General features: G+C 72.5%; 15 protein-coding genes and 1 pseudogene. 6 read left to right on the forward strand and 10 right to left on the reverse strand.

All coding sequences use genetic code 11. The features are described 5' to 3' along the window. Positions 1-122 precede the first annotated feature (122 nt). The 3 genes from gcl to ABZ453_RS22875 form a co-directional block, all read right to left on the reverse strand. Positions 123-1,907 carry a glyoxylate carboligase gene (gene gcl, locus ABZ453_RS22865; RefSeq protein WP_359017068.1) on the reverse strand — a complete coding sequence of 595 codons (1,785 nt, stop codon included), beginning with the start codon at positions 1,905-1,907 and terminating at the stop codon, positions 123-125. A gap of 197 nt (positions 1,908-2,104) precedes the next feature. Next, entirely contained in the window at positions 2,105-3,697 is a 1,593-nt protein-coding gene (locus ABZ453_RS22870) for an AMP-binding protein (protein ID WP_359017070.1), read from the reverse strand. Then, the gene (locus ABZ453_RS22875; protein ID WP_359017072.1) at positions 3,694-5,367 is read right to left on the reverse strand and encodes an AMP-binding protein; all 1,674 of its coding nucleotides are present in this window, start codon (positions 5,365-5,367) and stop codon (positions 3,694-3,696) included. Before ABZ453_RS22875 ends, ABZ453_RS22870 begins: the two co-directional genes overlap by 4 nt. Positions 5,368-5,535: 168 nt before the next feature. On the opposite strand from ABZ453_RS22875, the gene ABZ453_RS22880 reads away from it, so the two are divergent. The 3 genes from ABZ453_RS22880 (at position 5,536) to ABZ453_RS22890 (ending at position 10,332) form a co-directional block, all read left to right on the forward strand. Then, positions 5,536-6,372, forward strand: coding sequence for a helix-turn-helix transcriptional regulator (locus ABZ453_RS22880; RefSeq protein WP_359017074.1), 837 nt, complete (start codon positions 5,536-5,538; stop codon positions 6,370-6,372). A gap of 162 nt (positions 6,373-6,534) precedes the next feature. Then, positions 6,535-9,336: an AAA family ATPase gene (locus ABZ453_RS22885; protein ID WP_359017076.1), complete on the forward strand. Its 2,802-nt coding sequence runs from the start codon at positions 6,535-6,537 to the stop codon at positions 9,334-9,336. A gap of 204 nt (positions 9,337-9,540) precedes the next feature. Continuing rightward, positions 9,541-10,332 (forward strand): serine protease, encoded by a 792-nt coding sequence (locus tag ABZ453_RS22890; protein ID WP_208784515.1) that lies wholly within the window; start codon positions 9,541-9,543, stop codon positions 10,330-10,332. Between the two features lie 94 nt (positions 10,333-10,426). On the opposite strand, the gene dmpI is transcribed toward ABZ453_RS22890, so the two are convergent. Together dmpI and ABZ453_RS22900 are read right to left on the reverse strand one after the other, a co-directional pair. Beyond that, positions 10,427-10,657 (reverse strand): 4-oxalocrotonate tautomerase DmpI, encoded by a 231-nt coding sequence (dmpI, locus tag ABZ453_RS22895; RefSeq protein ID WP_358596639.1) that lies wholly within the window; start codon positions 10,655-10,657, stop codon positions 10,427-10,429. Between the two features lie 45 nt (positions 10,658-10,702). Continuing rightward, entirely contained in the window at positions 10,703-11,569 is an 867-nt protein-coding gene (locus ABZ453_RS22900) for a LysR family transcriptional regulator (protein ID WP_359017079.1), read from the reverse strand. Positions 11,570-11,634: 65 nt separating this feature from the next. Between ABZ453_RS22900 and ABZ453_RS22905 the strand changes: the two genes are divergently transcribed. After that, on the forward strand, positions 11,635-12,282 hold the full coding sequence (locus tag ABZ453_RS22905) for a LysE family translocator (protein WP_359017081.1): 648 nt from the start codon (positions 11,635-11,637) through the stop codon (positions 12,280-12,282). 3 nt (positions 12,283-12,285) lie between these two features. Here ABZ453_RS22905 and ABZ453_RS22910 read toward each other — a convergent pair whose 3' ends face one another. Next, positions 12,286-13,389: a winged helix DNA-binding domain-containing protein gene (locus ABZ453_RS22910; protein WP_359017083.1), complete on the reverse strand. Its 1,104-nt coding sequence runs from the start codon at positions 13,387-13,389 to the stop codon at positions 12,286-12,288. 144 nt (positions 13,390-13,533) lie between these two features. Between ABZ453_RS22910 and ABZ453_RS22915 the strand changes: the two genes are divergently transcribed. Next, on the forward strand, positions 13,534-14,712 hold the full coding sequence (locus ABZ453_RS22915; RefSeq protein ID WP_359017085.1) for a magnesium and cobalt transport protein CorA: 1,179 nt from the start codon (positions 13,534-13,536) through the stop codon (positions 14,710-14,712). A 4-nt stretch (positions 14,713-14,716) separates the two neighbouring features. Here the strand turns inward: ABZ453_RS22915 and ABZ453_RS22920 are convergent, their stop codons facing one another. After that, positions 14,717-16,324 carry a metallophosphoesterase family protein gene (locus ABZ453_RS22920; protein ID WP_359017087.1) on the reverse strand — a complete coding sequence of 536 codons (1,608 nt, stop codon included), beginning with the start codon at positions 16,322-16,324 and terminating at the stop codon, positions 14,717-14,719. Between the two features lie 223 nt (positions 16,325-16,547). Continuing rightward, positions 16,548-17,057 (reverse strand): annotated as a pseudogene (locus ABZ453_RS22925) (ABC transporter substrate-binding protein); the annotation flags it as partial. Between the two features lie 172 nt (positions 17,058-17,229). Here ABZ453_RS22925 and ABZ453_RS22930 point away from each other — a divergent pair. Continuing rightward, positions 17,230-17,538, forward strand: a complete 309-nt coding sequence (locus ABZ453_RS22930) for a DUF3040 domain-containing protein (protein ID WP_359017089.1) — start codon at positions 17,230-17,232, stop codon at positions 17,536-17,538. A gap of 18 nt (positions 17,539-17,556) precedes the next feature. Here ABZ453_RS22930 and ABZ453_RS22935 read toward each other — a convergent pair whose 3' ends face one another. Next, positions 17,557-18,453, reverse strand: coding sequence for a glycosyltransferase (locus ABZ453_RS22935; RefSeq protein WP_359017091.1), 897 nt, complete (start codon positions 18,451-18,453; stop codon positions 17,557-17,559). Continuing rightward, complete coding sequence (locus ABZ453_RS22940; protein ID WP_359017093.1) at positions 18,450-19,325, reverse strand: glycosyltransferase; 876 nt, start codon at positions 19,323-19,325, stop codon at positions 18,450-18,452. The genes ABZ453_RS22935 and ABZ453_RS22940 overlap by 4 nt, the downstream gene beginning before the upstream one ends. Positions 19,326-19,327 lie beyond the last annotated feature (2 nt).

The raw sequence follows: 19,327 nt of genomic DNA on the forward strand, positions 1-19,327 counted from the left end.
CACCCCGCGGCCGCCCCCCGGCGCGGGGGGGGGGCGCGCCCGCCCCCCCGCCCGCGGCCCCCCCCCGGGGGGGCGCCCCCCCCCCCCCCGCCCCACCCCGCCGACGCCTCAGACCTTCAGCATCAGACCTTCAGCGTTCTGATCGAGGTCGGCGCGTGCCCCGGCTCGGTAGCGATCTCCTCGAACTCGACGACGTCGCCGATGTCGTTGGTGGTGGACATGGAGATGTTGGTGACGCGTTCCAGGATCGCCTCGACCACCACGGGGACCTGGTACTCCTGGGCGAGCTTCTTGGCCTGCTCGAAGGCCGCGCCCAGCTCCGCCGGGTCGGTCACCCGGATCGCCTTGCAGCCCAGGCCCTCGGCGACCTTGACGTGGTCGACGCCGTAGACGCCCAGTTCGGGCGAGTTGACGTTCTCGAACTCCAGCTTCACCTGGAAGTCGATGTCGAACGCCCGCTGCGCCTGACGGATCAGCCCCAGATAGGAGTTGTTCACCAGGACATGGATGTACGGGATCCGGTGCTGCGCCCCGACCGCCAGTTCCTCGATCATGAACTGGAAGTCGTAGTCGCCGGAGAGGGCCACGACGGGCGCCTCGGGGTCGGCCCTGGCCACGCCGAGCGCCGCGGGGATCGTCCAGCCCAGGGGGCCGGCCTGGCCGCAGTTGATCCAGTGGCGAGGCCGGTAGACGTGCAGCATCTGGGCGCCGGCGATCTGGGAGAGGCCGATCGTGGAGACGTACCGGGTCTCCGGGCCGAAGGCCTTGTTCATCTCCTCGTAGACGCGCTGCGGCTTGATCGGGATGTCGTCGAAGTGCGTACGGCGCTGCAGGGTCGCCTTCCTCTCCTGGGCCGCGGCGGCCCAGGCGCTCCGGTCCGGCAGCATGCCCGCCGCCCTCGACTCCCGTGCCACCTCGACGAACTTCTCCAGCGCGGCCTTGGCGTCGGAGGCGATGCCGTAGTCGGGCGCGAAGATCCTGCCGAGCTGCGTCGGCTCGATGTCGACGTGCACGAAGGAGCGGCCGGCCGTGTAGACGTCCAGCCTGCCGGTGTGGCGGTTGGCCCAGCGGTTGCCGATGCCGAGGACGAAGTCGGACTCCAGGAAGGTCGCGTTGCCGTAGCGGTGCGAGGTCTGCAGGCCGACCATGCCCGCGTTCAGCTCGTGGTCGTCGGGCAGCACGCCCCAGCCCATCAGCGTCGGCACGACCGGGGTTCCGGTCAACTCGGCGAACTCGACGAGCAGTTCGCAGGCGTCCGCGTTGATCACCCCGCCGCCCGCCACGATCAGCGGGCGCTCGGAGGCGTTCAGCAGGCCGATCGCCTTCTCGATCTGGGCGCGGGTGGCGGCCGGCTTGTAGACCGGGAGCGGCTCGTACGTCTCCGGGTCGAACTCGATCTCCGTGAGCTGCACGTCGATCGGCAGGTCGATCAGGACCGGCCCGGGGCGGCCGGAGCGCATGAGGTGGAAGGCCTGCTGGAAGACGCCCGGGACCTGCGCGGCCTCCAGCACGGTGACCGCCATCTTCGTGACCGGCCGCGCGATCGAGGCGATGTCGACGGCCTGGAAGTCCTCCTTGTGGATCACGGCGGTCGGCGCCTGGCCCGTGACGCACAGGATCGGCACGGAGTCGCCGATGGCCGAGTAGAGCCCGGTGATCATGTCGGTGCCGGCCGGACCGGACGTGCCGACGCAGACGCCGATGTTGCCCGGGCGGGTCCTCGTGTAGCCCTCGGCCATGTGGGAGGCGCCCTCGACATGGCGGGCGAGGGTGTGGGTGATACCGCCGGAGGCCTTGAGAGCCGCGTAGAAGGGGTTGATCCCCGCGCCCGGCACACCGAACGCGTCGCTGACGCCCTCGCGCTTGAGGATCTCAACTGCCGCACGGGCAGCGGTCATACGTGCCATCGAGTACTCCTGCCTCGGCTGCCGGATTCGCACTCCCGTCGCGCCCTGCGGTGAGCTTCTTCCGTATAGCGGAAAGTAACTTCTACTATCTGGAAGCAATGTAGGTGGGCGAGGGAGGGTCGTCAAGAGAGGGCCGGGGCAGGCGAAAGGGGCGCCACCGGGACCCGGGTCCCGGTGGCGCCCCTCGGACGACGTCCTCAGACGCCGTACTTCTCCCGCAGCTCCACCTTCCGCACCTTCCCCGACACCGTCATCGGGAAGGAGTCCAGGATCTGCAGCCTGCTGGGCACCTTGTAGTGCGCCAGCCGGCCCTCACAGAAGGCGCGCACCTCCTCGAGCGTCGGCGCGTCGGCGGGGTCGCGGGGGATGACGCAGGCCAGGACCTCCTCGCCGTACGTCTCGTGCGGTACGCCGACGACCTGGACGTCCTGGATCTTCGGATGGCCGTAGAGGAACTCCTCGATCTCGCGCGGGTAGATGTTCTCGCCGCCCCGGATGACCATGTCCTTGATGCGGCCGACGATCTCGACGTAGCCGTCCTCGCGCATCGCCGCCAGGTCGCCGGTGTGCATCCAGCGGCCGGGGTCGACGGCCTCGGCGGTCTTCTCGGGCTCGTTCCAGTAGCCGAGCATCACGCTGTAGCCGCGGGTGCACAACTCGCCCGCGGCGCCCCGGGGCCGGGTCACGCCCGTCGCCGGGTCGACGATCTTCACCTCGATGTGCGGCAGGACGCGGCCGACCGTGCCCGTGCGGTGCTCCAGGTCGTCCTCCATCCTCGTCTGCAGCGAGACCGGTGACGTCTCCGTCATGCCGTAGCAGATGGAGACCTGCTCCATGTGCATCTCGGCGACCACCCGCTTCATCACCTCCACCGGACAGGGCGAGCCCGCCATGATGCCGGTGCGCAGGGAGGTGAGGTCGTAGCCCGCGAAGTCGGGGAGGTTCAGCTCCGCGATGAACATGGTCGGGACGCCGTAGAGGGAGGTGCAGCGCTCCTGCTGGACCGCCTCCAGGGTCGCCCTCGGGTCGAAGGACGGGGCGGGGATGACCATGCAGGCGCCGTGCGAGGTGGCGGCCAGATTGCCCATCACCATGCCGAAGCAGTGGTAGAAGGGCACCGGGATGCAGATCCGGTCCTGCTCGGTGTAGGCGATCAACTCGCCCACGAAATAACCGTTGTTGAGGATGTTGTGGTGGGAGAGGGTGGCCCCCTTCGGGAAGCCGGTCGTGCCCGAGGTGTACTGGATGTTGATGGGGTCGTCGCAGGACAGTTCCGTGTACGCGGCCTCGCCGGTCGCCCGCCGCCGGAACGCGTCCCAGCTCGGGTCGCCGATGTAGACCGTCTCCCGCAACTGCGGGCATCTGCCCCGCACTTCCTCGACCATCGCCCGGTAGTCGCTGCTCTTGTGGCTGATCGAGGCGAACAGCAGGGAGACCCCTGACTGGTTGAGGACGAACTCCACCTCGTGCGTCCGGTAGGCGGGGTTGATGTTCACCATGATCGCGCCGATGCGGGCGGTGGCGTACTGGACCAGCACCCACTCGGGGCAGTTGACCGCCCAGATGCCCACCCGGTCGCCCTTGACGACCCCGCTCGTCACCAGGGCCCGCGCCAACTCGTCCACGTCGGCGGCGAATGCGGCGTAGGTCCAGCGCCGGCCGGAGGGCACGTCGACGAGCGCCTCGCGGTCCGGCCAGCTCGCCACCGCCCGGTCCAGGTTGGCGCCGATGGTGTCACCGAGCAGGGCGGTGGTTCCCGTCCCGTGCGTGTACGACAGGTGCGCGGTCACCGGAAGTCCTCCTCGCGGTACTCGGCGTGCGACCCGGCCGCCGTGGCCTCGCGCAGCTCGATGCGGCGGATCTTGCCGGAGACGGTCTTGGGCAGGGGCGCGAACTCCAGACGGCGGATGCGCTTGTAGGGGGCGAGGACCTCGCGGGAGTGCTCGAAGAGCACCTTCGCGGTGTCGGGGCCCGGCTGCCAGCCCTCGGCGAGCACGACATAGGCCTTGGGCACGGCCAGGCGCAGCTCGTCGGGGGCGGGCACGACGGCCGCCTCGGCCACCGCCTCGTGCTCCAGCAGCGCGCTCTCCAGCTCGAAGGGGCTGATCTTGTAGTCGGAGGCCTTGAAGACGTCGTCGCTGCGGCCGATGTAGGTGAGGTATCCGTCCTCGTCGCGCGAGGCGACGTCACCGGTCCGGTAGTAGCCGCCGGCCATCGCCTCGGCCGTGCGGTCCGGGTCGCCGTGGTAGCCGGTCATCAGGCCGACGGGCCGGGCGGACAGGTCCAGGGCGATCTCGCCCTCCGTGGCACCGGGCGCGCCGGTCACCGGGTCCAGGAGTTCGACCTTGTAGCCCGGGCTCGGCCGGCCCATCGAGCCGGTCTTCAGCCGCTGGCCGGGGCTGTTGGCGACCTGCACGGCCGTCTCGGTCTGCCCGAAGCCGTCCCGGACGGTGACACCCCAGGAGCGCCGGACCTGCTCGATGACCTCGGGGTTCAGCGGCTCCCCCGCGGCCACGACCTCGCGCGGCCGGGTGCGCAGCTGGGTGAGGTCGGCCTGGATGAGCATGCGCCACACGGTCGGCGGGGCGCAGAAGGTGGTGACGCCCGCGCGGTCCATCTCGGCCATCAGCCGGGCCGGGTCGAAGCGCGTGTAGTTGTGGATGAAGACGGTCGCCTCCGCGTTCCACGGGGCGAACAGGTTGGACCAGGCGTGCTTGGCCCAGCCGGGCGAGGAGATGTTGAGATGCACGTCCCCGGGCCTGAGGCCGATCCAGTACATGGTGGCCAGGTGCCCGATCGGGTACGAGGTGTGGGTGTGCTCGACCAGCTTGGGGCGGGCGGTGGTGCCCGAGGTGAAGTACAGCATCAGCGGGTCGTCGGCGAGGGTGGGCCCGTCGGGCAGGAACCCGGCCGGGGCGGCGTACGCGTCCTCGTACGGCTCCCAGCCCTCCTCGGGCAGTCCGCCGACGGAGACACGGGTGTAGGCGCCGGGCACGTCGTCGAACTTGGCGGTGTCCTCCGCCCGTACGATCACGTGCTTGACCCGGCCCCGGTCCACGCGGTCGCGCAGGTCGGCGGGGCCGAGCAGCGGGGTGGCCGGGATGACCACGGCCCGCAGCTTCATCGCGGCCAGGGCCGTCTCCCACAGCTCGACCTGGTTGCCGAGCATGACGAGGACGCGGTCCTCGGCGGCGACTCCGCGGTCGCGCAGCCAGGTGGCCACCCGGTCCGAGCGGTCGGACATCTCCGCGAAGGAGAGCCGGACCTCGGCGCCGTCCTCCTCGACGATGTGCAGGGCGGGCCGGTCGTTGCCGTCGGCGATGACGTCGAACCAGTCGAGCGCCCAGTTGAAGCGCTCGGGCCGGGGCCAGCCGAACCCCTCGTATGCCTTCGCATAGTCCTCACGGTGCGCGAGCAGGAAGTCCCGCGCGCTCCGGAACTCCTCCGTGGCCGTCGTCATCGTGTTCCTCGCTTTCTCCGGTCGTTCCCCTTCGGGGCGCTCCGTGCCCCTACGGCTCACTCCCTCTGACCGGACCATTGCCGGGCGGCTCTCTGCCATCGTGTAATCCGTGATGCAGGTCTCACTACCCCCGTACGGGGGTGTGCGCCGCACAGAAAGGGCGAGCGGGTGACGGCGGACGCGGGCGGGGCGGTCGAGATACGGAACGCGCTGGTGCGGCTGCGGCGCACGACCGGGCTCCCGGTCGCCTTCGGCGGGCTGGTGGAGCCGGGGCGCCGGCATGTGCGCATCAGTGAACTCAGCGGCGCCGCCACGGGCGCGCTGAGCGGCCTGCCGGTGAGTTCCGGCAACGGCCTCGGCGGCCGGGCCGTCGCCCTCGCCCGCCCCTGCGCCGTGACGGACTACTCCTCGTCGCGGCAGATCAGCCACGAGTACGACGTCCCCGTCGCCGCCGAGGGCCTGCGCTCGGTGCTGGCGGTCCCGGTGGTGGTGCGGCGCCGGGTGCGCGGTGTGCTGTACGGCGCCCTGCGCACGGCCCAGCCGCTCGGCGACCGCACGCTGGACGCGGCGATGGAGGCGGCCCGGGACGTGGAGCAGACGCTGGTCGTGCGGGAGGAGATGCGCGAGCTCGTCGCGGCGGCCGCCGGTGCGCCGCCCGCCGTCGACCCGCCCCCGAGTGCCGCCTGGGAGCAGGTCCGGGAAGCGCACGCGGCGCTGCGCGCCCTGGCCTCGCGGATCGCGGACCCGGTCCTGCGGGAGGAGCTGCTGGACGCGTGCGCGCTGCTGACGCCGGAGACGTCCCGGCCGGAGGTCCGGCTCGCCCCCCGCGAGCTGGACGTCCTCGCCTGTCTCGCGGCCGGGGTGACGAACGCCGCCGCGTCCGAGCGGCTGGGACTGCGGCCGGAGACGGTGAAGAGCTATCTGCGCTCGGCGATGCGCAAGCTGGGGACGCACACCCGGGGGGAGGCGGTCGCGGCGGCCCGCCGGGCGGGGCTGCTGCCGTAGCCCGCGGCAACCGTCTCGCCAAGCGGCTATTCATTACGCGATGCTTTGAATTTCCGTATGCTGCACCCTTGTTATGTCCCTCACCACCAGGTCCGTCCGAATTTCAAAGAGACGTTGCCTAGAATTTGGTCCGGACACGACACCCGGAGGGGAGCGGTAACCGTGCGACGGGACTTCAAGGAGCCTGCCAGAAGCCGCCCCGACCTGGTCATCGGCAGGGAGGAGCCGTTCGGCGCGGCGCGCGAGCAGCTCGCCCGCGGCGGCAGTGTGCTGCTTCACGGCCCCGCCGGAATAGGAAAGTCGACCGTCCTGCGGGCATTGGCATCCGAATATGGGACACCGGCCACGACCGTCTTGCGCTGCTCGGCGACCGAGTCCGAATCCCATCTCCCCTTCCTGGCCCTCGCGGACCTGCTCGGCCTGGTCCTCGACAAGGTCTCCGACGCGCTGCCGCCCGCCCAGCGCACGGCGCTGGAGTCGGCGCTCACCGGCCGCGGCGAGTCCACCCTCCAGCGCGACGGCCTCGCCCTGCGCCTGGCCGTGCTCTCCGCCCTGCGCACCCTGGCCGCCGAGGGACCCGTCCTGATCGTCGCCGACGACCTGCAGTGGCTGGACTCCGCCAGCGCCGAACTCCTCGGCTTCGCCGCCCGCCGCCTCGGCGACACCCCGGTGCGGATGCTGTGCGCGGTGCGCACCGAGGGCCAGGAGTACGACCGCTTCCTGCGCGCCTCGCCGCCGGACACCCTCGCCGTGCGGCTCGGCGCGCTCTCCCGCACCCAGGTTTCCACCCTGCTCGACCACCGCGGCTACACCGGTCTGCCCCGCTCCACGGTCCGCGACATCCACCGCACCAGCGGCGGCAACCCGCTCTTCGCGCTCGAACTGGGCCGCGCCCTGGCGGAGAACCCGACCCCGCCCCGGCCGGGCGAGCCGCTGCCGGTGCCCACCTCGCTGCGCGCGCTGGTCCTCAGCCGTCTGGAGATGCTCTCCGACGAGGCCCGCCGCACCCTCCTGGTGGCCAGCGCCGGCGCCCGCCCCACCCTGGCCCTGCTGCACGCGGCCGGCCGGGAGAACGCCGAGGCCGAGACCGCCCAGGCGGCCGAACTGGGGCTGCTGGCGACGGAGCCCGAGGGTCCCGCCGTACGGTTCGCGCACCCGCTGATCTCGGCCGCGCTGTACGCGGAGGCGCCAGCGCAGGAGCGGCGGGCCGCGCACGCCGCGCTGTCGACGGCGGCCTCGGACCCGATCGAGCGGGCCCGGCATCTCGCGCTCGCGACCACCGGCGCCGACCCGGAGGCGGCGGCCCGGCTCGCGGAGGCCGCCGCGCTGGCCCGGGACCGCGGCGCCCCCTCCGCGGCCGCCTCACTGGGCCTGCTGGCCGCCCGGCACACCCCGGCCGACGGCGATCCCGGCCCGGACGAGCGCAGGCTGCAGGCCGCCGAGGACGCGATCATCGCCGGCGAGGTGGATCTCGCCCGGGACATCGCGCGGGACGTGCTGACCCGGGCCACCGCGCCCGCCGACCGGGTACGGGCCTGGATGGTGGTGATCGAGTCGGCCGGGCAGGCGCTCGGCGACGTCGACACCGTCTACCCGCAGGCGCTCGCCGACGCCGGCTCCGACCCCGGGCTGCTCGCCCTGGTCCACTACCAGCTGGCCTGGCGGGGGCTGGTCGTGGAGGGCGACTTCGCCACCGGCCGGGAGGAGGCGGCGCACGCGGCGCAGCTGGCCGCGCGGGCCGGGGACCGGCGCACCGAACTGCTCGCGCTCGCCTTCCAGGGCGAGACCGAGACCCTGATGGGCCATCCGGACGCGCCCGCCACCATCAAGCGCGCCATGAAGGAACCCCAGGACCCGCAGGTCGCCTGCCACCACAACGGCGCGGGGTCGGCCCGCTTCCGCTGGCTGGTCATGAGCGACCAGGTGCCCGAGGCCCGCTCCACCGTCACCGCGCTGCTGCGCCGGGCCCGGCAGCGCGGCATGGTCGAGAGCGAGGTGCATTTCGTCCGCATGCTCGCCGAGACGGAGCTGCGTTCCGGGCACTGCGGACGCGCCCTGGACCTGGCCCGGGAGAGCATGCGGCTGGCCCGCGACTCCGGCATCGGCGAGATCCCCTCCGCGGTGCTCAACTCCCTCGCCGAGGCCTCCGGCGGCGACGCCGACCGTGCGCTGGCCCTCGCCCGCGAGGCCCTGGAGCAGGCCGACCAGGCCGGTGACCAGATGTACGTCTCCCGGGCCCTGACCGCGCTCGGGCACGCCCAGCTCGTCGCCCAGGACGCCGAGGGCGCGGTGCGTTCGCTGCGCCGGGTGCGGGAGCTGGAGCACGGGCTCGGCATCACCGACCCGGCCCGGGGCCGCTGGCACGGCGACCTCGCCGAGGCCCTGGTGCGCATCGGCGAGGTCGACGAGGCGCGGGAACTGGTCACCGGGGCGCGCGAGCACGCGCTGCGGCTCGGCCGGGAGAGCGTCCTGGCGGTCCTGGACCGGGCCGAGGCCCTGGTGCGGGCCGCACGGGGCGAACACGAGGCCGCGCTCGCCCAGCTGACCCAGGCTCAGGACCGGCTCGCGAAGCTGGGATACGGCCTGGAGGAGGCACGGGCCGCCTTCGCGCTGGCCTCCCTGCGCACCCGCCGCGCGGGACCCACGTCGTACGACGAGGCGGCCCGGCTCTTCCGCCGGTGCCGGGCGCTGCCGTGGCTGCGGCAGGTGGAGGCCGCCACCGCGGCGAACCCGGGGGAACCGAATCCGCCCGTCGCCGCGTCAGAGGGCCTGGAGGGCCTCGCCTCGATGGAGCGTCAGGTCGCCGCGCTCGTCATGGAGGGCGCGACCAACCGCGAGATCGCCGCGCGTCTGTTCATCAGCGTCAAGACGGTCGAGGCGACCCTCACCCGGGTCTACCGCAAGCTCGGCATCCGCTCTCGGGTGGATATCGTCCGACTGGCGGCGGGGCGCCGTACGAAGTGAGGTTTGTCCGGGTTTACTAGGGCTCGACCGAGGGATTTCCCTGCCCAACTCCCCTAGGGGGTTCCCTCATTGGGGTGAGGGTGCGCCCGGTTCTAGCGTAAGGGCATGCCGCTCGCCCGGGCATACGGGGGTCGGTCCCGCGACCCCCGTGCACCAACCCCCACACCCGCGCGATCCCCCACCGGCAACCCCCACAGGAGACTCATGTTCGGGCTCACCCGTGCCAGAAAGACCGCCGCGGTCCTCGCGGCGGGCGCCGCGGCGGTCACCACCGCAGCTCTCGGCGCACCTTCGGCGGCAGCCGCGCCCCAGCCGATCGTCGGGGGCACGACGACCACCACCACGGCCTACCCGTTCGTCATGCAGATCACGGACGCCTCGCAGAACCAGTTCTGCGGCGGCACCCTCGTCTCGGCCACCAAGGTCGTGACGGCCGCCCACTGCATGGTGGGCGAGACCACGAGCAGCGTCCGCGTCGTCGGCGGCCGCACCTACCTCAACGGCACCAACGGCACCGTCAGCAAGGTCAGCAAGATCTGGATCAACCCGTCCTACACCGACGCCACCAACGGCGACGACGTGGCGGTACTGACGCTGTCGACGTCGATGCCGTACACCACGGCGAAGTACGTCTCCTCCTCGGACACGGGCGTGTACGCGGCCGGCACCACCGCGCGCATCCTCGGCTGGGGTACCACCTCGGAGAACGGCAGCTCCTCCAACCAGCTGCGGACCGCGACCGTCCCGATCGTGTCCGACTCGAGCTGCCGGAGCTCCTACGGTTCGGACTACGTCCAGTCCGACATGGTTTGCGCCGGATACACCTCCGGCGGCACAGACACCTGCCAGGGCGACAGCGGCGGTCCCCTGCTCATCGGGGGCGTCCTGGCAGGGATCACTTCTTGGGGCGAGGGCTGCGCGGAAGCGGGGTACCCGGGTGTCTACACCCGGCTGACCACCTTCTCCAGCCTGGTGACCGCGCAGGTCAACTCATAGCCCCGAGAGCGTCCTGAGCACCCCTCAGGAGTAAGGCCAGGGGGCGTTGCGAGCTACCACGAGCAGCTCGCAGCGCCCCCTATCCACGTGTGCGCTACTTGTCGGCGGTGAGCTTCCCGGCGGCGCCCCAGCTGTCCGCGGGGACCTCGTGGATCCACACCTGCACGGTCTCGGCCGGGATCCGGTAGGCGTCCACGAAGGCGTCGGTGACGCGCTTGACGAGATCCCGCTTGAGCTCGGTGTCGCGCGGGCCCTGCTGAATGGTGACGATCGGCATGGCTGAACTCCCTTGTCCCTGTGTCGTTCTCGGGTGGGTCCAGTCCATCGCCTCCGGCCCGCGCGACCAAGGAGCAGACCGCGACCGCAGCGATCAGTCCTCGTGATCGCCGCAGGCCAGGAGCAGGGTGTCCAGGTGCGGGGGGCCGGCGGCGGCCGGTACGGCGAGTCCCGTCGACAGGGCGAGGCCGGGCGGGCGGAACCGTACGAAGGCCACGCGCGGGCTGTGCAGCACGCGCGCGTGAGAGGCGTACACGACCGTCCAGAGCGGGCGGGTGCCGATGGTGGCGAGGGTGTCCTGGAGGGAGCCGCTCGCCGGCCCGGGCAGCGGTGTGAAGCCGGCCTCGTGGCAGGCGCCGACCACCAGGTCGACCAGGGCGGCGTTGTTGCGCCGCTCGGTCAGGCTCAGGGGCAGCTCCGCCAGTTCCTCGACGCCGATCTCCTCGCGCCCGGCGAGCGGATGCGCGGCGGGGAGGGCGGCGACCAGGGGGTCGGGCCACAGCGGCAGCACGCGGACGCCCTGCCGGGGCTCGGCGGCCCGTACGAACGCGGCGTCCAGCCTGCCGCGCGCGACCCGCTCCAGGCGTTCGGCGGCCGGGAGCGAGAAGAGCTCGACGGGGACGTCCGGCGCCCGGCGGGCGAAGGCGGCGAGCACGCGGTCGAGGTGCGCGCCCAGGCCGGTGCTGGTGCCGATCCGCAGGCCGGGCGGCGGGGCGACGGCGGCGCGGGCCCGCTCGGCGGCGGCCAGCACCGTGCGCGCCTCGGGCAGCAGCCGCTCCCCCGCCGCCGTGAGCCGCACCCGGCGCGGGGTCCGGTCGAACAGCTCGGCGCCCAGTTCCCGCTCCAGGCGCTGTATCTGCATGCTCACCGCCGACTGCACGATGTGCAGCCGCTCGGCCGCCCGCCCGAAGTGCAGCTCCTCGGCGACGGTGACGAAGTAGGTGAGCTGCCGCAGTTCCATGGGTCCGACTCTAGAGCGGAGGCCGTGGAGCTTGTTTCAATGTGCGGCGGATGGGAGTGATCTGCATGGTGTCCACGGACCGTTTCCTCGCCTTCGCGGCGATGTCCCTGCTGGTGATCGTGATCCCGGGGCCCAGCGTGCTGTTCGTCATCGGGCGGGCGCTCGCCCACGGCCGCCGTACCGCCGTGGCCACCGCCATCGGCAATGTCTTCGGCTCCTACCTGCTGGTGGCCGCGGTGGCGGTCGGGATCGGCTCGCTGGTGGAGCGGTCGGTGACGATCTATCTGACGGTCAAGCTGGCGGGTGCCGCCTACCTGGTGTACCTGGGCGTCCAGGCGTTCCGGCACCGGGGGGAGCTCAAGGCCGCGGCCATCCGGACGCGGCCCGCCGGGCCCGCGCGGGGGGATCTGCGCACGGTGCTGGACGGGGCGCTGGTCGGGGTGACGAACCCGAAGGGCGTGGTGTTCTTCGCCGCCGTGCTGCCCCAGTTCGTGGACCACACGGCGGGCCGGGTCCCGCTCCAGATGCTGCTGCTCGGTCTGATCCCCATCTGCATCGGGCTGGTCACGGACACCCTGTGGGGGCTGACCGCCTCGGCGGCCCGCACCTGGTTCGCTCGCTCCGACCGCCGTCTGTCGATGATCGGCGGGGCGGGCGGCTTCGCGATGATCGGCCTGGGTCTGACGGTGGCCGTGACCGGGCGGGCCGACTGAGACTCACGCGATCACGGTCCCGAACCGGATGTCGTACGGCATGTCCGGGTACAGGACGCCGAGCATGCGCTCCCCCTCCGCCCTGAGCTCCGCCCGCTGAGCCCTGGTGAGGCTGCCGAAGGGTTCGATGACGAGGGCGTCCCGCTCCAGCTTCCACACGCCGGCCAGGAAGCCGTCGACGAGGAACGTGCGGTGCACCAGGTTCCCCACCCAGCTGCGGCCCCAGTACTCAGGCGGCACCACCCGGGTGCGGTCGGCGTGGGAGAGGAGCAGGTTGTCGAACTCGGGGAGGAAGCGGGGCGGGGCGGGGGTGTCCTCGTCGGGGCGCGGGGCGTCGGGGAGGTCGAGGAGTTCGACGCCGTTGTCGTCGCGGAACGTGAGCAGCCGCGGGCGCAGCCGCTCGAAGGGCTCGCGCAGGCGGGTCAGCCCGGCCCAGGTCTGCATGTCCTTCACCGAGGCGGGACCGAAGGCGGCGAGGTAGCGCAGGACGACGTCCTCCGGCGCGGGCGCGGGTTCGGCGGGGCGGCCGAGCCAGTGCTCGGCGGTGGTGAGGGCGACCTGGCCGCTCTGTCCCCACAGTCCGCGCGGGGTGACCTGGACCAGCGGCAGCCGGCACCGGGCGGCGATGCCGAGGGCCTGCGGGTCGGCGTCCGGCCACTCGGTGTGCAGGGCCTCGCGCAGCTGCTTCATGGTGCGCGGTCCCTCCTCGACGAGCTCCCGGGCCAGGACCGCGAGGCGGTCGAGGTCGACGCCCCCCAGCCCCTTGCGGAAGGTGGTCAGCTCGCGGTCGCGGGCCGGCTGGACCAGCGGGCGCAGGGTGAGACAGTCGTCGGCGGTGTGGGTGTGGATGGTCGAACGCAGGGTGACGATGCGGACGACCTCGCGCTCCGCCATCAGTCGTGACAGGTCCGCGGGGACGAAGCCTTCCAGGCGGGCGGCGAGGGCGAGGTAGGGCGGCTTGACGTTCTGCGCCTGGAGGCCGACGAGATGCTCGACGGCGGCCTGAGCGGACAGCGGTGAGCGGCGCAGCAGGAGCTGCCGGTCGAGGGTCGCGCGGTTCAGGGCGCGGGTACCGAGCACGGGAGCGGCGGCTGTCGTCTTCGTCATGTACCGCACGCTAACGCCGCTCGCGGACACCCTCTGTCCGCAACTCTCACCGAATCCCGGTCGCACGCGTCACCCCGGCGTCGTTTGCCCCGTATATCCTGCTCCGGATCACGCAGCCGCAGGTACGACCCCGGAGGCAGCCGCATGTCCGAGCGACGCGCCCGTCCTGCCGCCAGGAACGCCAGGAGCGCCAGGAACTCCATGAGGTCCGCGTGGCGCCGCGCGCTGACGCCTCCGCAGCCGCCCGCGGCCGACACCACCGCCCCGCCGCATGAGGAGGGGCCCGCCGAGCAGGCCGAGGTGGCCAGCGTCGTCCAGGCCGCCCTGTACCGCGACGGGGTGCGCATCTCCTCTCCCGACACGCTCGCCGACACCTTTCGTGAGCTGCGTGAGGAGCCGTCCGGGATGGCCTGGATCGGCCTCGCCCGCCCCACGGACGCCGAGCTGCTCTCCCTGGCCGCGGAGTTCGACCTCCATCCCCTGTCGGTCGAGGACGCGATGGAGGCCCATCAGCGGCCCAAGCTGGAGCGCTACGGCGACACGCTGTTCGTCGTGCTGCGTGCCGCCCGCTATCTGGACGCCCCGGAGGAGGTCGACTTCGGCGAGCTGCACGTCTTCGTCGGCCCCGACTTCGTCATCACCGTCCGGCACGGCGCCGCCCCCGACCTCTCGGCGGTCCGGCATCGCATGGAGGAGACACCGGAGCTGCTGAAGCTGGGCCCGGAGGCGGTCCTGTACGCCATTCTCGACGCGGTGGTCGACGGGTACGCGCCGGTCGTCGCCGGCGTGCAGAACGACATCGACGAGATCGAGACGGAGGTCTTCCGCGGCGACCCGGAGGTCTCCCGCCGTATCTACGAACTCTCCCGGGAGATGGTCGAGTTCCAGCGCGCCACCCGCCCGCTGGTCGGCATGCTGCACGGGCTGATCGCCGGCTTCTCCAAGTACGAGACCGACGAGGAGCTCCAGCGCTACCTCCGTGACGTCGCCGACCACGTCACCCACACGAGCGAGCGGGTGGACAGCTTCCGCCAGGCCCTCACCGAGATCCTCACGGTGAACGCGACCCTGGTCACCCAGCAGCAGAACGCGGAGATGCGGGCGCTGGCGGAAGCGGGCTTCGAGCAGAACGAGGAGATCAAGAAGATCTCGTCATGGGCGGCCATTCTGTTCGCCCCGACGCTGGTCGGGACGATCTACGGGATGAACTTCACGCACATGCCGGAGCTGCGCTGGCTGCTCGGCTATCCCTTCGCCATCGGCCTGATGGGCGTGGTCTGCGTCAGCCTGTACGTGATCTTCAAACACCGCGACTGGCTCTAGCGGGTCACTTGGGGCCGTCGGAGCGGCGGCGGTGGAGGGTGAAGGTCTCGAAGACCGACAGCTCGCCGTGCGGCTTGTTGACGTTGTAGTACGTCACGTGCATGCGTGTGGTGTCACCGGGGTGCCGGCCGGGGTCCACGGTGAACGCGGCGAAGCCGTAGGGGTGGTCGAGGTCGCGGACGCCGGTCCAGACGGCCTGCTCCTTGGTGTACGTGGCGGTGCGCTTGCCGTTGGCGCCGGGGCTCGCGGACACCGCGGTGATGACCTTGGCCGTGCCGTCCTTGAAGAAGTTCTGGTTGGTGGTGCCGGAGACGCCTCCGCCGCCCAGGATCATGTGCACGGTGCCCAGGCCCGCGTCGATGTCGTCGGTGGCCTGGGAGACCGGGTCGGGGGTGAGCGTCTCGCTGCCGGAGACGACCCCGCGCACGGCCAGGGAGCGCTCGTAGTTGTGCTCGTGGCCGCACAGCACGAGGTCCACGCCGTACCCGTCGAACAGCGGGCCGTACTTCTGCCGGAGGCCGAGGTCGGCGCCGTTGGCGTCGGAGGAGCTGATCATGACCTGGTGCATGGCGACGACGACCCAGTCGATGTCGCGGGAGGACCGGGCCGCCTTCAGCTCCTTCTCCAGGAAGGCGAGCTGGCGGCCGCCGGAGTAGCCGCTGATGTAGACGTCACCGCCGTCCTGCAGGCAGTTGTCGTCGTTCTGCAGCACGATGACCCGCACCGAACCGGCCGTGAAGGCGTACCACAGGCCCCCGAGTTCGGGGTCGGTCTCGGTGGACGGCAGGTCGAAGTAGGTCTGGTAGGCGCCGAGTCCGATCGGGCCGTTGGCCCTCTCGATCTCGTGGTTGCCGGCCGCCGGCATCCAGGGGCGGAAGCGCGCCGAACGGGTGTTGTTGGTGAAGAAGTTGTTCCAGGTCCGCACCCGGTCGACGTCCAGGTTGGCGTAGCACAGGTCGCCGTTGAGGAGGTGGAAGAGCGGGGCGACCTGCTCGACGCCGGTGACGATGTCCTTGGTGGCGGGAGTGGAGTTGGCGTCCAGCGCCACCGTGCCGTTGGCAGCCCAGGTGACCTGCGGCGCGGACTGGTCGCCGAAGCTGGTGAAGGTGAGGGGCCGGCGTCCGCCGGGGGCGGTGCGGAAGGTGCCACTGTCGGGTGTGGTGCCCTCGTGGGTGGCGAGGTAGAGGTAGTCGGTGTCCGGGCGCAGCCTGGTCAGCGAGGCGTGGTGGACGTAGACGGTGCGGCTGGAGGTGCCGTCGACGTAGGTGACCGTGCGGGCCTTGGCCTTGGAACCGAAGCCGTGCTCCAGCGTGCCGTAGTGGACCACCGGTCTGGTGACCGGTCTGTCGGTGATCCACGACACCGTCATCTGGGTGCGCGGGTCCGCTCCGAAGGTCAGGTGCAGCCCCTGGACCGGAGGCGCGCCGGCGGAGTCGGCGGTGAGGTGGAGGGCCGGGGCGGCGAGCGGCGCGGCCTGCGCCGTGCCGGCCCCCAGCAACGGGGCGGCGGCCGCTCCGGCCCCCGCCGTGCCGAACAGGCCCAGCGCGTGACGCCGGCTGACCCCCTCGGAAGACTGCGCCGGCCCGTCCGGCGTGTTGGCCTCTGTGGTCATGGTCCCCTCCCTGGCGAGCGGTTGAGCTGACAACGACCGCACCCTGGCGCGCTCCGGCGGCACTTGAGTGAACGCCGTGTGGCCAGTGGGTCGTCGTGCGCCGCGTGTCGCGCCGCGGGGCGCGTTTCTTGCCGCCGTCTTTGCCGGTGCCCGCCCCGCCGTTGACCCGCCCGCCCCCGCGGTCTGTCCCAAGGGTCCTTTCACTGTGAGCGTCCGATCAGTGGGCCGTGCGGCGCGGCCACACGTAGTCGTTGCCGACGACGAACCAACGGCGCACGCGACGGGCGTCCGCCAACAGGCCCATGGCGGGGAGCAGTTGCGAGGCCGGGGTCTCGCTGATGAGGTAGACGCCCTCCGTGCGCTCCCCGCCCTCGTACAGGGCGGTGTAGACGTAGGGCACCCGGTGCGCGATCCGCGGCGCGAGGGCCTGCCGTACGGACGAGATGTGCCAGCCGGCGACGCCCTGCACCAGGCCGGCCGCCACCAGCGCGTCCATCTGTTCGGCGACCTGCCCCGGCGGCGCACCCCCGTCCACCTCCAGCAGCCGCAGCTCCCGGCCCAGCACCCCGCCCGCCCTGTTGATCTCCTCCGCGGCGAGCCGCGCACAGGCCTCACAGGCCGGCCCGAAGATCCCGGCGGGCCCCTGCAGCGGATACACGAGCGCGACGTTCAGAGCACAGTCGTCGGCCGTGAACCAGTCGGGGACGCGTGGGCGGGGCGGCACCCGATGCATGGGCCCATGATGGCAGGCCGGTGCGTGCCGGCCGTGGTCCCGGCGTGAGCAGGACCGTCGGCGGCCGATACGGAGGTCTGTCGAGGGTGTTGGAGGGGTGCGCGGCGGTTAGATCTCGGAAGGCTGGGGGCACTCGACGTGCAGCCCCCGCCGCCGCCGAGGAGGGACGACCGTGTCCACCAGCCGACTCCCCGATCACGAACAGCGCGCCCTCGACGAGATGGAGCGCGCGCTCAGCCGCGACCGCCGTCTGGAGCGGCGGCTGCGCACCTTCCGTCCGAGCCGCCGCCCCGATCTCGCGCGGCTCGGCGCCTACCGCCCGCGGCTGTTGACGGTCGCCTTCCTCCTGCTGGTCTCGATCGGTCTGATGACCGCCGGGATCGTCACCTCCGAGCCCGCCGTGGTCTGGGCCTTCGCCGGTGTCTGGCCGGCGGCCCTGTTCGCGTCGTTCCGGCTGCTGTGCCGGCTGACGGAACGCTGAACGGCGGGGGCGGGCGGCTCAGCCGGTGTAACGGCGCGCGGTCGAGCGGTGCTGGGCGTGTTCCAGGGAACGCAGCCGTGACTCGACCGCCGCCGGTACCACCCGGCGTTCCCTCAGCACCCACGGCAGCGCGGCGGCCGCCTCGGCGAAGGCGTACAGGGACGCGGTGTCCCGCGGAACCGTACGGGCCAGGTGCAGGGTGCGGCGCAGCGCGGACCCCGCGGGCCGGCGCAGCCAGGTGAACCACAGGGTGTTGCGGATGCCGTGCCGTCGCCGCAGCGTGGAGTCCCGTACCACCGACGGCTGGTGATGGACCGTCAGATGTTCGGCGTACGTCAGCCACCAGCCGTCCGTCGCGAGGTCCACGGCCAGTAACTCCTCCTCGCCGCCGAGCCACAGCCGCGGATGGAAGCCGCCCGCCGCCCGGAAGGCGTCGGCGCGCAGGACGGTCGCGGCGGCCAGGAAGGACCCGAGCGCCGGGCCGGGCAGCCAACCGGGGCCGGGGACGGGCGAGTCGCGCAGCTCGGCGTTGATCGGGTCGTCCTCTCTGCCGGGTTCCACGACGATCCGGGCGGTGACGGACGCGAGCGCCGGATGCCGGTCCAGCAGGTCGGCGGCCCCGCTCAGTGCGCCGGGCGCCGACCAGGAGTCGTCGTCGCAGAAGGCCACGTACGGCGTGCGGAGGTGGCGCACGGCCAGATTGCGGCCGACGGCGCCGAGGTTGCGGCCGGGCCGCAGCAGCCGTACGCCGGGGTGGCGGTGGGCCACCGCGGCGGCGGTGCCGTCGGTGGAGGCGTTGTCGGTGACGACGACCGGCGGTCGCTCCGGCAGCTGAGCCAACCGGTCGAGGGTGCGCAGGAGTTCGGGGCGGCGGTTGTGGGTGATGACGACGACGCTCGTGCGCGGGTCGGTCATGGGGTCGCTCCGTCGACGGGGTCCAGGAGGCGGGCGGCACGTTCCACGTGCGGGGGCAGCGGCCTGCGCTCGCGCAGCGCGGACGGCAGCCGGACGAGGGTCTCACGCAGGGCGCGGCGCGCGGCCACGTCGTGGCGGGCGGCACCGGCCAGTTCACGGGTGCGGGCGAGGGCGTGCGGGAGGGGGCGGCGCAGCCAGGCGGTGAGGACCTCGTTGCGGCGGACGGTGGCCGGGCGGCCGGTGCGGGCCGCGGGGGCGGGGTGGTGGTGGGCGACCACGTCCGGGCAGTGCGCGACGCCCCAGCCCCGGGCCGCCAGGTCGTAGGCGAGCAGGGTCTCCTCCCCGCCGAAGAACAGCACCTGGTGGTAGCCGCCCGCGTCGAGGTAGGCGTCGCGGCGGACGACGGCCGCGCAGGCGAGGAAGCCGAGCACCTGGGTGCCGGGGAGGTCGGTGGCGGGCCCCAGGGGCGAGCCGGCGAGCACGTCGTCGAGCGGGTCGGGGGCGTCGCCGGGGCCGACGAGCGTGCGGGCGGAGAGCAGGCCGAGCCGTGGGTGCGCCTCGAAGTGGCCGACCGCGCGGTCCAGCGCGCCGGGCGCCCACCAGGAGTCGTCGTCGCTGAAGGCCACGTACGGGGTGCCGAGGGCGCGGACTCCGTGGTTGCGGGCGAGCGCTCCCCGGTTGCACGGCAGGGCGAGCACGCGCACCTGCGGGAAGTCCCGGGCCAGCATGGCGCGGGTGCCGTCGGTGGAGGCGTTGTCGGCGACGAGGACGGGGGGCGGCTCGGGCAGGGCGATGAGGTGGCGCAGGGTGCGGGCGAGGGAGGTGCAGCGGTCGCGGGTGGCGATGACGATGCCGACGCGGGAGTCAGTCATGG

The sequence above is a fragment of the Streptomyces sp. NPDC005799 genome (assembly GCF_040630525.1).
Lineage (GTDB): Bacteria > Actinomycetota > Actinomycetes > Streptomycetales > Streptomycetaceae > Streptomyces > Streptomyces griseorubiginosus_B.